This is a genomic window from Paraburkholderia sp. UCT70 (assembly GCF_050434085.1).
GTDB lineage: Bacteria > Pseudomonadota > Gammaproteobacteria > Burkholderiales > Burkholderiaceae > Paraburkholderia > Paraburkholderia tuberum.
On the sequence record NZ_JBNPVZ010000004.1, the window covers coordinates 4067689 to 4082207 of the forward strand.

Consider the following 14519-nt stretch of genomic DNA (forward strand, 5'->3'; position numbering starts at 1 on the left):
ATTCGTTTTTTTGTTCAGGTGTCTGGAGGAGATAAGCAATGAAATTTCGCGCGATCATTGGCGCTCTGTGCGCTGCGGGTCTGATGTGTGGCGTGTCGGCCGTGCAGGCCGCGGAGTCGGTCGAAGTGCTGCACTGGTGGACTTCGGGCGGCGAATCCAAGGCCGTCGGCGTCCTCAAGGACGACATGACGAAGCAGGGTTACACGTGGAAGGACTTCGCGGTCGCGGGCGGCGCTGGCGCGGCTGCCATGACGGCACTGAAGACGCAGGTGATCTCGGGCAACGCACCGAGCGCCGCGCAGATCAAGGGTCCGCTGATCCAGGACTGGGCTTCGCAGGGTGTGCTGGTGCCGATCGACTCGGTCGCGGGCGACTGGAAGAAGAACCTGCCGCCGCAAATCGACAAGATCATGCAAGCGGACGGCCACTATGTCGGCGCGCCGTTCTCGGTGCATCGCGTGAACTGGCTGTACATCAACAAGGCAGCGCTGGACAAGGCAGGCGGCAAGGTGCCGACCACGTGGCCTGAGTTCTTCGCGGTAGCCGACAAGATGAAGGCCGCGGGCATTCAGCCGATCGCAATGGGCGGCCAGCCGTGGCAAGACCTGACGCTGTGGGAAGACGTCGTGCTGTCGGAAGGCGCGGACTTCTACAGGAAGGCGCTCGTCGACCTCGACGAGAAGACACTGACCTCGGAAAAGATGGTTCAGGTGTTCGACACGGTCCGCAAGATCCAGGGCTACTTCGACGCGGGCCGTACGGGCCGTGACTGGAACCTCGCCACGGCCATGGTCATCAACGGCAAGGCCGGCATGCAGTTCATGGGCGACTGGGCGAAGGGCGAGTTCACCAACGCTGGCAAGAAGTCGGGCACGGACTACATCTGCGCGGTGGTGCCGAACACCGACAAGGCTTATACGTTCAACGTCGACTCGTTCGTGTTCTTCCAGCAGAAGGGCCAGAAGGCCGCGACGCCGGGCCAGCTCGCGCTCGCGAAGACGATCATGTCGCCGGCGTTCCAGGAGCAGTTCAGCCTGTACAAGGGCTCGATCCCCGTGCGTCTCGGCGTGCCGATGGACAAGTTCGACGACTGCGCGAAGAAGTCGTACGCGGATGAGCAGATTGCGATCAAGGCCGGCGGTTATGTGCCGTCGCTCGCTCACGGCATGGCTCAGCCGGATGCCGCGGCAGGCGCGATCTCCGACGTCGTCACGAAGTTCATGAACTCGCAGGAAGATTCGAAGACCGCGGTTCAGGCTCTCGCGAAGGCAGCGAAGACCAAGTAAGCGTAAGTACGAAGCGTTGCGCCCGGCGGCTTGCATCCGAAGCACCGGGCGCGCCCTTCGGGCCGTGTCGAGTCGGACCTCGAGCTGCTTTCGTTCGCAGCGCAGTCTGGCGCCACGCGGCTCACCCTGGTTTCATGGAGTCACACCCAGGCCGTCGCGGTTCCGCGCCATGCGTGCATGGGCAGCCCGGGGGTACAGTTTCAGCAGGAGTCGAGTAGTGACTGCTTCCATCAGCGGGAACGGGAAAACGGCCACCGTCACCCGCCGCACGTCGCCCATGGCGGCCCTTGCCGATCGCTATATTCCGAAGCTGGTGCTCGCACCCAGCGTCGTGATCAGCCTGATCTTCGTGTATGGCTTTATCGCAATCACCGGCTATCTGTCGCTGTCTACTTCGCGGCTGATGCCTCGTTGGGAGTTCGCGGGTCTCGACCGCTATCGCGAACTGTTCCAGAACGACGTGTTCTGGACTTCGGCCGCGAACCTCGGCTGGTTCGGCATCCCGTTCATCGGTATCTGCATCGGTCTGGGTCTGTTGCTCGCGATCCTGCTCGATCAGCAGATCCGCAACGAAGGCGCGCTGCGCGCCGTGTTCCTGTATCCGATGGCGCTGTCGTTCATCGTGACCGGCACCGCGTGGCAATGGATTCTGACGCCGAGCATCGGCATCGAGAAGGTGTTTCACGACTGGGGCTGGACGAGCTTCTCGTTCAACTGGCTCGGCGACCCGGACAGGGCGATCTTCTGTATCGTGATCGCGGCGGTCTGGCAGTCCACCGGCTTCGTGATGGCGCTGTTCCTCGCCGGTTTGCGCGGCGTCGACAGCGAGATCTTCAAGGCCGCGCAGATGGACGGCGCGAACCTGCCGACCATCTACCGCAAGATCGTGATTCCGAGCATGCGGCCGGTGTTCTTCTCCGTGCTGCTGATCCTTTGTCACATCACCATCAAGACGTTCGACCTGGTCGTCGCGCTGACCGCCGGCGGTCCGGGCACGTCGTCGTCGCTGCCGGCCATTTTCATGTACACGTTTTCGTTCAACCGTGGGCAGCTCGGCGTCGGCGCGGCATCGTCGATCATGATGCTCGCTACCGTAGTGGCCGTGCTCGTGCCGCTGATGTATCTGGAATCGAGGAGCACCCGCAATGCAGCCTAAGATGACGATTAGCCGTGCCGTCATTTACGCGGCCCTGGTTCTGTTCGCGCTGTACTTCCTGTTCCCGCTGTATGTGATGCTGTCGACGTCGTTCAAGGACATCGACCAGCTGCGCACCGGCAACCTGCTGACGCCGCCGACGAGCTGGAGCTTCGCGCCGTGGCTCAAGGCGTGGAGCGGCGCCTGTACGGGGGTGCGTTGCGACGGCATGCAGCCGTTCTTCATGAACTCGGTGCGCATGGTGATTCCGGCCGTGCTGATCTCGTCGATCATCGGCGCGTTCAACGGCTACGTGCTCACGCACTGGCGTTTCCGCGGCGCCGATCCGATCTTCACGATGCTGCTGGTCGGCTGCTTCATTCCGTTCCAGGCGATCCTGCTGCCGATGGCGCGCCTCGAAGGCATCCTCGGCCTGGCGAACACGGTGAGCGGCCTCGTGCTCGTGCACGTGATCTACGGTATCGCGTTCACGACGATGTTCTTCCGCAACTTCTACGTGAGCGTGCCGGCTGAACTCGTGAAGGCCGCGCGTATCGACGGCGCGGGTTTCTTCACGATCTTCACGAAGATTCTGCTGCCGGTGTCGCTGCCGATCTTCATGGTGTGCCTGATCTGGCAATTCACGCAGATCTGGAACGACTTCCTGTTCGGTATCGTGTTCTCCGGCGTCGATTCGATGCCGATCACCGTGGCGCTGAACAACCTCGTCAACACCTCGACCGGCGTGAAGGAATACAACGTGGATATGGCCGGCGCGATCATCGCGGCGCTGCCCACGCTGCTCGTCTATATCATCGCCGGACGTTACTTCGTGCGCGGCCTGACCGCGGGCGCGGTGAAGGGCTAAATCACCCTGGAGCGACGGCGTTTCACCGAACGCGTGCCGTCGTCGCCTGACAAGACGTTTTCAAGCAGTACCAGAGACTAGAGGATTCACAGCATGGCAAGCCTTTCCATCCGTGACGTGTACAAGACCTACCCGAACGGGGTGCCGGTTCTGAAGGGTGTCAACATCGACATCGAAGACGGCCAGTTCCTGATTCTGGTGGGCGGCTCAGGCTGCGGTAAGTCGACGCTGCTCAACATGATTGCCGGTCTCGAAACCGTGACCAAGGGCGAGATCCAGATCGACGGCAAGACGGTCAACAACCTGTCGCCGAAAGATCGCGACATCGCGATGGTGTTCCAGTCGTACGCGCTGTATCCGTCGATGACGGTGCGCGACAACATCTCGTTCGGCCTGAACATCCGCAAGGTGCCGAAGCAGGAGCAGACGCAGATTGTCGAGCGTGTGTCGAACACGCTGCAGATCAAGCATCTGCTCGATCGCAAGCCGGGTCAGCTGTCGGGCGGCCAGCGTCAGCGCGTCGCGATGGGCCGCGCGCTCGCGCGCGATCCGGTGATGTTCCTGTTCGACGAGCCGCTGTCGAACCTCGACGCGAAGCTGCGCATCGAGATGCGCTCGGAAATCAAGCTGCTGCATCAACGCCTCGGCACGACGATCGTCTACGTGACGCACGACCAGATCGAAGCGATGACGCTCGGCGACCGCATCGCGGTGATGAAGGACGGCATCGTTCAGCAGTTCGGCGCGCCGCAGGAAATCTACGACTCGCCGTCGAACCTGTTCGTCGCGGGCTTCATCGGCGCACCGCCGATGAACTTCATCGAAGGCAAGCTGGTCGAGCAGGGCTCGGGCGTCGGTATCGAACTCGATACGGGCGTCGCGCGCAAGGTGCTGGTGCTGCCGTTCGATTCGGGGAAGGTGCGCTCGCACGTCGGCAACAACGTGGTTCTCGGCCTGCGTCCGGAACGCATCACGGATGCGCGCGGCGCGCACGGCGACGACTCGAAGCTGCAGCCGGTCGAAGTGAAGGTCGACGTGATCGAGCCGACTGGTCCGGACACGCTGGTGTTCGCGCAGATCAACGGCAAGCGCGCGGTGAGCCGCGTGCACCCGGCGTCGAACCCGCAACCGGAGAAGAATACGACGCTGCTGTTCGATACGTCGAAGGCGGTGTTGTTCGATCCGGCGAATGAAGAGCGGATTGCGTAAGTCGTCGCGTAAGCGCTGAATCCGTCGCTACAGAAAAGCCCCATGCGTTGAGTTGCGCATGGGGCTTTTGTTCTTTCGCAGCCGTTACGCCGCCTCGGGCAAACGCAAGTCCGGATTGTTGCGCGCGAGCTCGCTGGCCCAGTCGATAAACGCGCGCAGCCGCGAACTCAGATTGCGGCGATGCGCATACAGAATCGACAGCGGTGTACCGGGGCTCGTGTAGTTGCCGAGAATCTCCGTGAGCGCGCCTTGCTCGATCAGCTCGGCGACCATGAAGCGCGACGGCTGGATGATGCCGTGGCCCAACACAGCCGCCGTGATGTACACCGAGCCGTCGTTGACGGCGAGCGTGCTATCCATCGCGACGCGCTCGATTTCGCCGTCCACTTCGTATTCGAACGGGAAGGTCCTGCCACTGCGCGCGGACACGTAGTTGACCGCGCGATGCTCGCCGAGCTCCGCCAGCGTGGTCGGCGTGCCGAACTTCCGTAGATACGCGGGCGATGCGCACGTGACGATGCGCGCAAGCCCGATGCGCTTCGCAACGAGGCTCGACTCGTCGAGCGTGCCCATGCGGATCACGCAATCGACACCGTCCTGGATCAGATCGATGTTGCGGTCCGCGAGACCGAGGCGCACGTCGATCGCGGGGTATTGCGCGTAGAAGTCGTCGAGCGCGGGCAGCAGCAGCGAGCGCGCGAGCGTGCCGGAGGTGTCGACGCGGATCGTCCCGGCCGGATTCTCGCGCTTGCTCGACAGCGACGACTCGGCATCGGCGACGTCGGCGAGAATGCGCACGCAGCGCTCATAGAACGATGCGCCCTCTTCGGTCACGCTGACCTGGCGCGTCGAGCGGTTCAGGAGCCGCACGCCGACGTGTTCCTCGAGCGCCTGGATCGTGCGGCTGACCTTCGCGCGCGGCAGATCGAGCGATTCCGAAACCTTGGTGAAGCTGTTCGCTTCGACCACGCGCGTGAAGATCTCCATCGCTTCGAAACGGTCCATGGTGTGCCTTGTGAGTGGTGAGCCAGAAGAAGGGCGGGACAGGTTTGCGACACGACAGGAAGTCTACAGCCAGCAAAACTGGTTGTCTGCCGCGCCTCGTTCGCGCGCATCTGCCACCGCCGCTCGTGGCTCAATCCCGCTCCGGCGCGCCCAGCGGAAATAGCGGCCGGTAGGGCCGCGCCTCGTCGACCGCGCGTGCGAACGAGGGCCGCGCGAGCAGCCGCTGCCGGTACGCGCGCACGTGCGCGAACGCGGGGTCGATCGGGTGCGTCCAGTCGGCGTAGAACAGGAACGGGGCGGCGCCGCAGTCGGCGAGGCTGAAGCTGTCGCCGGCGGCCCATTCGCGCTCGGCCATGTGACGGTCGAGCCATGCGTACGATGTGTCCAGCAGCGCGCGCGCATCGGCGACGCCACGCCGGTCGCGCTCGGCTTCGGGACGCAGGCTATCGAACACGACTTTTTGCTGTGGAGTCGAAATGTAGTTGTCGAAGAAGCGGTCCATCGTGCGCACCTCGAGCGCCACGCGCGGATCGGCGGGCAACAGCGTGACAGGTCCCGGATAATGCTGGCCCAGATATTCGATGATGATGCTCGCCTCGACCACCGTGCGCCCGCCGTCGACGAGCACCGGGAAGCGCCTGATCGGCCACAGCGCGGCCAATTCGGCCATGACCTTTGGATCGTCGTGCGCGAGCACGCGCATCTCGAACGGCGTACCGTTTTCGTACAGCGCGGTCAGGGCCTTCTGGCAGTAGGACGAGAACGGATGGGCATAAAGCTGCAGGGGCATCGCGATCACCTTTGACGGTTGCACGGCACGAGTACGCGGTGACGACGAGAGCCACCGCGCGACGGCCAGGCTGGCCGTTTACCCCACGACGAACGACGGCCGAAAAAATCGACCTCAGACCTTCGCGCTCGCCCCATGCGGCGGCAACGACCCCGGCTGCAACAGCACGACCACCGCGCCGGCGCCGCCGTCATGCGGGCGCGCCTGACAGAACGCGATCACTTCGGATTTCTGCACGAGCCAGGCGCGCACTTTGCCCTTCAGCACCGGCTCCTTGCCGATCGACCCCAGACCCTTGCCGTGAATCACACGCAGGCAGCGCAGGCCGCGTTTGGCCGATTCGCGGATGAATTCCGCGAGCGCCTCGCGTGCCTCTTCGCGCCGCATGCCGTGCAGGTCGATCTGCGCCTGCACGATCCAGTCGCCGCGCCGCAGCTTGCGCACTACGTCGCGGCTCACGCCGGGGTGGCAATACGACAGCGTTTCGTCGGTTTCGAGCAGCACTTCGGGGTCGAATTCGTCGGAGATCGCTTCGTGCAGCACCGCCTCCTCGTCGAGCAGCGTCTGCACCGGCAGCGGCGGCGGGGGATTGCGCGTGAGCGTCGCGCGCGGCGGAATCGCAAGCGGCGCGACTTCGCCGATCTCACGGCGGAACAGATCGGCGTCGGCGGCCGCTTCGCGCTGCGCCGCTCGCGTCGCCGCCTGTTCGCGCTCGCGCCGCTCGGCTTCGCCCTTCAACGCTTCACGCAACGCACCGAGTCCGGCGAGCCCCGATGCGCGACCGAGCTTCGGTGCGACGGCGGGCGCAGCCGTTGCGGGCGCGGGACGCGTGGCGGCTTGCGGGCGTTTCGGTTCGTTCGGATGCGGCAGATTCTTCGGCATGTCGGCAATACAGGCGGAAAGGTCGGTCGGTGGTGCTGCCAACGCGCTCGACGCACATTGACAAGGCGGCAAAAACGACAAAGGCCGCCGGCATTTCAGCCGCGGCCTTCGTGAGCCAATGACAGCAGCGCTGCGCCACCGTCATTCTACTGTCGCGGCCGTTGTCGGGACTTCGTCTCGCCATCCGGCAGCGCGCTGCGGATCAGCGGTCCGCTTCCGCGCTCATCGCGTGCTCGCCGGCCATCTCGTTGATGGTCTCGAGATAGCGCTGCGCGTCGAGCGCGGCCATACAGCCAGTGCCCGCGCTGGTGATCGCCTGGCGATAGATGTGGTCCTGCACGTCGCCCGCGGCGAACACGCCCGGCACGCTGGTCGCGGTCGCGAAACCGTTCAGGCCGCCCTTCGTGATGATGTAGCCGTTCTTCATCTCGAGCTGGCCTTCGAAGATGTCCGTGTTCGGCTTGTGGCCGATCGCGACGAACAGGCCCTGCAGCGCGATGTCGGTGGTCTCGCCAGTCTGCGAGTGCTTGATGCGCAGGCCGGTCACGCCGGAGTTGTCGCCGGTTACTTCTTCGAGCACATGGTTCCACTTGATCTCGACGACGCCTTCCTTCTCCTTCGCGAGCAGACGGTCGATCAGGATCGGCTCGGCGCGGAACTTGTCGCGGCGATGGATCACGGTCACCTTCTTCGCGATGCCGGCGAGGTACAGCGCCTCTTCGACGGCCGTATTGCCGCCGCCGATCACGGCGACGTGCTGCTGCTTGTAGAAGAAGCCGTCGCAGGTCGCGCAGGCCGACACGCCCTTGCCCATGAACGCCTCTTCCGACGGCAGGCCGAGATACTGCGCCGATGCGCCCGTCGAGATGATCAGCGAATCGCACGTGTACTCACCCGAATCGCCGACCAGGCGAATCGGCTTTTCATCGAGCTTCGCCGTGTGGATGTGGTCGAAGATGATCTCGGTATCGAAGCGCTCGGCGTGCTCGAGGAAGCGCGCCATCAGTTCCGGGCCTTGCACGCCGTTGGCGTCGGCGGGCCAGTTTTCGACGTCGGTCGTGGTCATCAGCTGGCCGCCTTGCGCGAGGCCGGTGACGAGCACCGGCGCGAGGTTGGCGCGCGCCGCGTAAACCGCCGCCGTGTAGCCGGCGGGACCGGAACCGAGAATCAGAACCTTGGCGTGTTTCGTTGCAGTTGCGGGCATGATCGAATCCTTGTACGGCGCGCGGCTCGCCGCTGCGTAGCCGTGCGTTTTTGAGCTGAAACTATAGATGGGTATCAGTCGGGCATTATAAAGGGCGGGGCGTGCCGCTGCGCCATCAAGCTTTCTGATCGCCGCGATAGCGTGGCGGCGTGGGCGCTCGGGGCGAGCCCGCGGCGCGATACGACGAATTCAGCGCGCCTCGCGCATCCGTCTGTGGTCAAACAGCCAAGTTACCGTCATTTACAGCCTCGCGCGGGACACAGCGTTTACAATAGCCCGGATCGAAGTTTCCGGTAGCCGGGATCGGGCCCGAAGCCGTGCGCGGCGAGGCTCGGGCCGCGTTCCCGGCGGCAGTTTCAGCCTGAACCGGCTACCCCAGGCAACAGGATCAATGGCAAAAGCTCCCTATACCGCGAGCGCGCAGGCATTGCCGCACCGCATGTCGCGCCTCTTCACCGAAATCCGCTGGATTCTGCAGGTGGCCCTCGGCGTGTTCCTGCTGATGTCGCTCGTCAGCTACAGCAGGCACGACCCGAGCTGGACCCATGCCGCGCAGGTCGACCATATCTCGAACTGGGCGGGCCGCGTCGGCGCGTGGACTTCCGACATCCTGCTGCTGCTGTTCGGCCTGTCCGCCTACTGGTGGATCGTGCTGCTCGGCCGCCACATCTCCGCGAACTACAAGCGCATCACCCGCAACGAAGAGCCGCAGGACGACGACGCGCCGCGCGGCGTCAGCTGGCTCGCGGACGCGTTCGCGTTCATGCTCGTGCTGCTGTCGTGCAACGGCCTCGAGGCGCTGCGCATGTGGTCGCTGAAGGTGCAGTTGCCGCGCGCGCCTGGCGGCGTGATCGGCGAGGCTGTCGCGCGCGGCATCTCGCATGCGCTCGGCTTCACCGGTGGCACGCTCGCGCTGCTGCTCGGTCTCGGGATCGGGCTGTCGCTGTACTTCCGTTTTTCGTGGCTGTCGGTCGCGGAGAAGGTCGGCGAATCGATCATTTCCGCGGTGACGTTCGCGAAGCTGCGCCGCGAGGCCGGGCTCGATCGCAAGCTCGGCGAAGCGGCCGCCGTGAAGCGCGAAGGCAAGGTCGAGAAGGGCCGCGTGCGCATCGAGGAGCACGAGCCCGTGGTGATCGTGCCGCCGCTCGCCACGCCGGCGAAGTCGGAGCGTGTCGAGAAGGAACGCCAGGTGCCGCTCTTTACCGATCTGCCCGGCGACTCCACGCTGCCGCCCATCTCGCTGCTCGACCCCGCGCCAGCCGCGCAGGAAACCATTTCCGCGGACACGCTCGAATTCACGTCGCGCCTGATCGAGAAGAAGCTGAAGGACTTCGGTGTCGACGTGAGCGTGGTCGCCGCGTATCCGGGGCCCGTCGTCACGCGCTATGAAATCGAGCCGGCCACGGGCGTGAAGGGCAGTCAGATCGTTAATCTCGCGAAGGATCTCGCGCGCTCGCTGTCCCTCGTGTCGATTCGCGTCGTCGAAACGATTCCGGGCAAGAACTACATGGCGCTGGAGCTGCCGAACCAGCGCCGTCAGACCGTGAGCCTGTCCGAAATTCTCGGCTCGGCCGTGTATGCGGATGCCGCGTCGCCGCTCACGATGGGTCTCGGCAAGGACATCGGCGGCAAGCCCGTGTGCGCGGATCTCGCGAAGATGCCGCATTTGCTCGTCGCCGGCACGACTGGTTCGGGCAAGTCTGTGGGTATCAACGCGATGATCCTGTCGCTGCTGTACAAGGCGAGCGCCGAGCAGGTGCGCATGATCCTGATCGATCCGAAGATGCTCGAAATGAGCGTCTACGAAGGCATCCCGCATCTGCTGTGTCCGGTCGTCACCGACATGCGCCAGGCGGGCCACGCGCTGAACTGGGCGGTCGCCGAAATGGAGCGCCGCTACAAGCTGATGAGCAAGGTCGGCGTGCGTAACCTCGCCGGCTACAACAACAAGATCGACGAAGCGGCCAAGCGCGAAGAGAAGCTGCCGAATCCGTTCAGCCTGACGCCGGACGATCCGGAACCGCTGACGCGTTTGCCGAACATCGTGATCGTCATCGACGAACTGGCCGACCTGATGATGGTCGTCGGCAAGAAGGTCGAAGAGCTGATCGCGCGGATCGCGCAGAAGGCGCGCGCGGCCGGCATCCATCTGATTCTCGCTACGCAGCGTCCGTCGGTCGACGTGATCACCGGCCTGATCAAGGCCAACGTGCCGACCCGTATGGCGTTCCAGGTGTCGTCGAAGATCGACTCGCGCACGATTCTCGACCAGCAGGGCGCCGAGTCGCTGCTCGGCATGGGCGACATGCTCTATCTGCCGCCAGGCAGCGGTTTGCCGGTGCGCGTGCACGGTGCGTTCGTCTCGGATGATGAGGTGCATCGCGTCGTCGACAAGCTCAAGGAGCAGGGCGAGCCGAACTATATCGAGGGCATTCTCGAAGGCGGCGCGAGCGGCGAGGGCGACGAAGGCTCGGCGGGAACCGCGTCCACCGAAGGCGAGTCGGACCCGTTATACGATCAGGCGGTCGACGTCGTGCTGAAGAATCGCCGCGCGTCGATTTCACTCGTGCAGCGGCACCTGCGCATCGGCTACAACCGGGCGGCGCGTCTACTCGAACAGATGGAGAATTCGGGCGTGGTGTCGGCGATGTCGTCGAACGGCAATCGCGAGATCCTGGCGCCGGCGCGCGAGGCGGAATAGCCGCAACGAGCCATTGCGGCCATCGCGAGCGACGCCGCGTGCACCGTCCGGTGCTCCATTGCGGCTCGACGCCGGGCCAGTCACTCTGTGCTCTGTGTTCAGCGAGTGCATCGAGCCGGCGCAGCCCATCACCGAATTCATTCAAGGGAGAAAAACCTATGCAAGCAATCGCGCAGCAGGATGCCCGACAGCGTCGAGCGGGGCGCCTCGGCGAGCGCGTGTCCCGCGGCATGCGCAAGATCGCGCGCGCCGTGGGCAGTGTCGCGATCGGTGCGTCGCTGCTCGTCGCCTCGCACGCGTTCGCGAGCGGCACCGAGCAACTGAAGGCATTCATCGCGCAGGTCCATTCGGCGCGCGGCACCTTCGTGCAGCAGGAAGTGCGCGCGCCGAGCAAGGCGCAGGGCGCGAGCGGCGCGCTGTCCACCGCGAACCCGGCCAAGCCGACCACGTCGAGCGGCACGTTCATGTTCGCGCGGCCCGGCAAGTTCATCTGGCAATACGAGAAGCCCTACTCGCAATTGCTGCAGGCGGACGGCGACAAGCTCTACGTCTACGACAAGGATCTGAACCAGGTGACGGTGCGCCCGCTCGGCAACGCACTCGGCGCAAGCCCGGCGGCGATCCTGTTCGGCAGCAACGATCTGGACAAGAACTTCTCGCTGCGCGACGCGGGCGTGAAGGCCGGCATCGACTGGCTCGAACTGACGCCGAAGGCGAAGGACACGCAGTTCGAGCGCGTCGGCATCGGTTTCAAGGACGGCAATCTCGAAGCGATGGAATTGCACGACGTGTTCGGTAACGTGACGCTGCTCACGTTCTCGAACATCCAGAAAAATCCGCAACTGCCGCCCGATGCATTCAAGTTCGCGGTGCCGAAGGGCGCGGATGTGATCAACGGATAAACCGCGCGGTAGGCGCCGACACGCGGCGCCTTTGCAAACGCCCGCGAAGTCGCGCTTGTCGAGCGCGGCTTTTGATTTCGCGCGGCGCCTGGATTGCTTAGGGATGCGCCCCCGGCGCCGCGAAGAACATTAAATCGTCGTACCGGCAGACGTAATGATTTAGTGCGAGACTGAAAAGACCGGCATTGCTCATGGACTGGAGTTGGCGCGTCCGATCATTTTCCAGGATTGGGTCCGCAATCTCCAACAATTTTTTGCTGCAATGCAACAAAATAACGCCTAAACTAATCGAAGGTGGTTGTCGCTTCGGATGTCTGGAAAGGTGAGGCATGTCATGAGATTGTCTTCTTCACACGATTCACGCTTGTCCCCGTCCCTCCATGTGTTCCAGCAGGAGGGCGGGTGGCATTGGGGAATAACCGTTCCGCGCTCGGCCGGAAGTGGTTTCAAGGTCGTTGCATATAGTGAAAAAACCTTTATCGATGAGGCCGAAGCCCATCGGGAAGGCAATCGCGCGCTTGAGCGTTTCGCCGATACGCCGGCGGTCCGGCTTGAACGGCAGTAGGGCAGTCAGATTATTTAACGTATCCGGCAGCCCGTTATTTGGGTTTTCAAGCGGAGAACGCAACAATTACCGGCGGGTAATATTTCAATATGCAACGAATTGCATATTTTTTTGACTTCCGAAAAATCGTAGCGATAATGTCTCGTTTCGAGATATCGCTTTTATTTTGACTTTCGCGGAATATGAAACTACCCACGCGCTAAGCGTGGAACTGGACGGCGTAAACCATGCCGGAACTTATCGCGTAATGACGGGCACCGTCGTCGTCCATTTCGCGAACGAGAGCAAATTCGCCTCGTACGCGCCGAATCGGCCGGAGACCGTCGCCCGTTGGCTGCTCACGGATCTGTGTCGCAAGGCCGAATCGCGTCGGCGCAAAGCGGCGAAAAAATAGCCCGCGGCGCGCACTGTGATTGGCCGTTCGACGGTCACAAAAAAAGACCTGAATTGGGATTGCAGGTCTTTTTTATTTTGTGACAGCTGCGTCTAATGCAACGCGCTGAGGGTGACGCGCTCACGCATACGCGGTCTTGCGCGCCGATACGAACGCGTAATAGCACACCGCGCCGATCGCAAGCGACGGCAGCGTCGCGCCGACATTCGGTAGCCATTGATTGATCACCTGGTACGAGGCGATGCCGATCGCCCAGGCGACGAACGCGCTCAGGTGCCAGCCGCCCGAGAAGCCGTAGCGGCCGCGCACATCGGCGAGCACCGCGGCGTCGACGCGACGCTTGCGCACGATGAAGTGATCCATCAGCACGACGCCGAACAGCGGCGCGAATACCGAGCCGATCAGCAGCAGGAAGTTCTGGTACTTCGCCATCGGCACGAGCAGTGCGATCAGCGTGCACAGCGCACCGAACGCGGCCGACAGCAACGGCACGCTCGCGCGCGTCCAGAACGTGCCGGTCGACACCGCGGCCGAGTGGATGTCGGCGAACGCATTGTCGATTTCGTCGATCAGAATCAGCAGCAGCGCAAACCCGCCGCCCGCTTGCGCGAGCGCGCCGGTCAGCAATGCATCGCCGCCGCCGGCAGCGAGCCCGTAGACCGCGCCGAGCGCATAGAACCAGATGTTCGCGATGCCATAGCCGTATAGCGTGCCGCGGAACGTCTCGCCGGCGCGGCGGCCGAAGCGCGTGTAGTCGGCGATCAGCGGCAGCCATGACAGCGGCATCGCGACCACGAGGTCGACCGCGCCGCCGAACGACATCTCGCCGGTGCCGGGACGACGCATCAGGTCCGCGAGATTGTGGCGCGCGAGCAGGTTCCACGTGAGCCACGCGGCGCCCGCGAGCAGCAGCCAGATCCCCCACTTGCGCAGAAAGCGCCGCACGAACGACAGCGGGCCGCTGATCGCGAGCAGCGTCGCGAGCACGCCGAAGATCACGGTCCACACGAGCGGCATCGACAGGCCGAACGCCTGTTTCGCGAGCGCATCGGCGGAATCGCGCATCACGATCACCTCGAACGAGCCCCAGCCGACCAGTTGCACCATGTTCAGCACGGCCGGCACCGACGCGCCGCGCACGCCGAGCGTCGGACGCAGCGACGACATCGCCGCGAGCCCGGTGTCGGTGCCGATCACGCCCACGAGCGCGAGCAGCACGACGCCGATCACGCTGCCGAGCACGATCGCGACGAGCGCATGCGACAGCGACAGCCCCGGCACCAGCAGCGCGCCCGCCTGGGCGACGAGCAGGCCGATGCCGAGCGAGAACCACAGCGCGAACGCGTCGCCGGTGCGAAACGCGCGGCGCGCGTCGGGCACCGGCGTGAGCGGCGCGTAGGTGGAGCCGGCGTCGCCGGCGACGGAATCTTGAGCCATCTGATGTTCGTTCCTGTTGGTGGTGCTGTGATTCTTTGCGTTGCCGGCGCCCCGGGTCGGCCATCGCCTGGCCGCCGTCACTGTCATAATGCAGGACGTTGCCCGCGTTCGTGCCTGTGTTTCCGGCCGGGCGCGGGCTTT

The 14519-nt window shown here is 64.1% G+C and carries 13 protein-coding genes; 7 read left to right on the top strand and 6 right to left on the bottom strand.

Translation table 11 applies throughout. The features are described 5' to 3' along the window. Window positions 1–38 precede the first annotated feature (38 nt). The 4 genes from OKW41_RS44500 to OKW41_RS44515 all read left to right on the top strand — a co-directional run bounded on the left by OKW41_RS44500 (window position 39) and on the right by OKW41_RS44515 (window position 4498). Complete coding sequence (locus OKW41_RS44500; RefSeq protein ID WP_429452694.1) at window positions 39–1286, top strand: ABC transporter substrate-binding protein; 1248 nt, start codon at window positions 39–41, stop codon at window positions 1284–1286. 217 nt (window positions 1287–1503) lie between these two features. Next, window positions 1504–2442 (top strand): carbohydrate ABC transporter permease, encoded by a 939-nt coding sequence (locus tag OKW41_RS44505; RefSeq protein WP_184059610.1) that lies wholly within the window; start codon window positions 1504–1506, stop codon window positions 2440–2442. Beyond that, a complete protein-coding gene (locus OKW41_RS44510) occupies window positions 2432–3289 on the top strand; it encodes a carbohydrate ABC transporter permease (protein ID WP_167368627.1) in 858 nt (285 codons plus the stop codon). The genes OKW41_RS44505 and OKW41_RS44510 overlap by 11 nt, the downstream gene beginning before the upstream one ends. 93 nt (window positions 3290–3382) lie before the next feature. After that, entirely contained in the window at window positions 3383–4498 is a 1116-nt protein-coding gene (locus tag OKW41_RS44515) for an ABC transporter ATP-binding protein (RefSeq protein ID WP_429452692.1), read from the top strand. An 84-nt stretch (window positions 4499–4582) separates the two neighbouring features. On the opposite strand, the gene OKW41_RS44520 is transcribed toward OKW41_RS44515, so the two are convergent. From OKW41_RS44520 to trxB, 4 genes are all read right to left on the bottom strand, one after another. Next, window positions 4583–5503: a LysR family transcriptional regulator gene (locus tag OKW41_RS44520; RefSeq protein WP_429452691.1), complete on the bottom strand. Its 921-nt coding sequence runs from the start codon at window positions 5501–5503 to the stop codon at window positions 4583–4585. A gap of 130 nt (window positions 5504–5633) precedes the next feature. Continuing rightward, complete coding sequence (locus OKW41_RS44525) at window positions 5634–6293, bottom strand: glutathione S-transferase family protein (protein WP_429576355.1); 660 nt, start codon at window positions 6291–6293, stop codon at window positions 5634–5636. 114 nt (window positions 6294–6407) lie between these two features. Further along, window positions 6408–7175, bottom strand: coding sequence for a Smr/MutS family protein (locus OKW41_RS44530; RefSeq protein ID WP_429576565.1), 768 nt, complete (start codon window positions 7173–7175; stop codon window positions 6408–6410). Window positions 7176–7377: 202 nt separating this feature from the next. Continuing rightward, window positions 7378–8379 carry a thioredoxin-disulfide reductase gene (gene trxB / locus OKW41_RS44535; RefSeq protein WP_429576356.1) on the bottom strand — a complete coding sequence of 334 codons (1002 nt, stop codon included), beginning with the start codon at window positions 8377–8379 and terminating at the stop codon, window positions 7378–7380. A gap of 391 nt (window positions 8380–8770) precedes the next feature. Here trxB and OKW41_RS44540 point away from each other — a divergent pair, with 391 nt between their 5' ends. Both OKW41_RS44540 and lolA read left to right on the top strand, forming a co-directional pair. Then, window positions 8771–11080 (top strand): DNA translocase FtsK, encoded by a 2310-nt coding sequence (locus OKW41_RS44540; RefSeq protein ID WP_429576357.1) that lies wholly within the window; start codon window positions 8771–8773, stop codon window positions 11078–11080. Window positions 11081–11238: 158 nt separating this feature from the next. Further along, window positions 11239–11982: an outer membrane lipoprotein chaperone LolA gene (lolA, locus tag OKW41_RS44545; protein WP_429452683.1), complete on the top strand. Its 744-nt coding sequence runs from the start codon at window positions 11239–11241 to the stop codon at window positions 11980–11982. 358 nt (window positions 11983–12340) lie between these two features. On the opposite strand, the gene OKW41_RS44550 is transcribed toward lolA, so the two are convergent. After that, on the bottom strand, window positions 12341–12610 hold the full coding sequence (locus OKW41_RS44550; RefSeq protein WP_429576358.1) for a hypothetical protein: 270 nt from the start codon (window positions 12608–12610) through the stop codon (window positions 12341–12343). Window positions 12611–12752: 142 nt separating this feature from the next. On the opposite strand from OKW41_RS44550, the gene OKW41_RS44555 reads away from it, so the two are divergent. Further along, entirely contained in the window at window positions 12753–12941 is a 189-nt protein-coding gene (locus tag OKW41_RS44555; protein ID WP_429452679.1) for a hypothetical protein, read from the top strand. A 120-nt stretch (window positions 12942–13061) separates the two neighbouring features. Here the strand turns inward: OKW41_RS44555 and cytX are convergent, their stop codons facing one another. Next, the gene (gene cytX, locus OKW41_RS44560) at window positions 13062–14378 is read right to left on the bottom strand and encodes a putative hydroxymethylpyrimidine transporter CytX (protein WP_429576359.1); all 1317 of its coding nucleotides are present in this window, start codon (window positions 14376–14378) and stop codon (window positions 13062–13064) included. Between the last annotated feature and the right edge of the window lie 141 nt (window positions 14379–14519).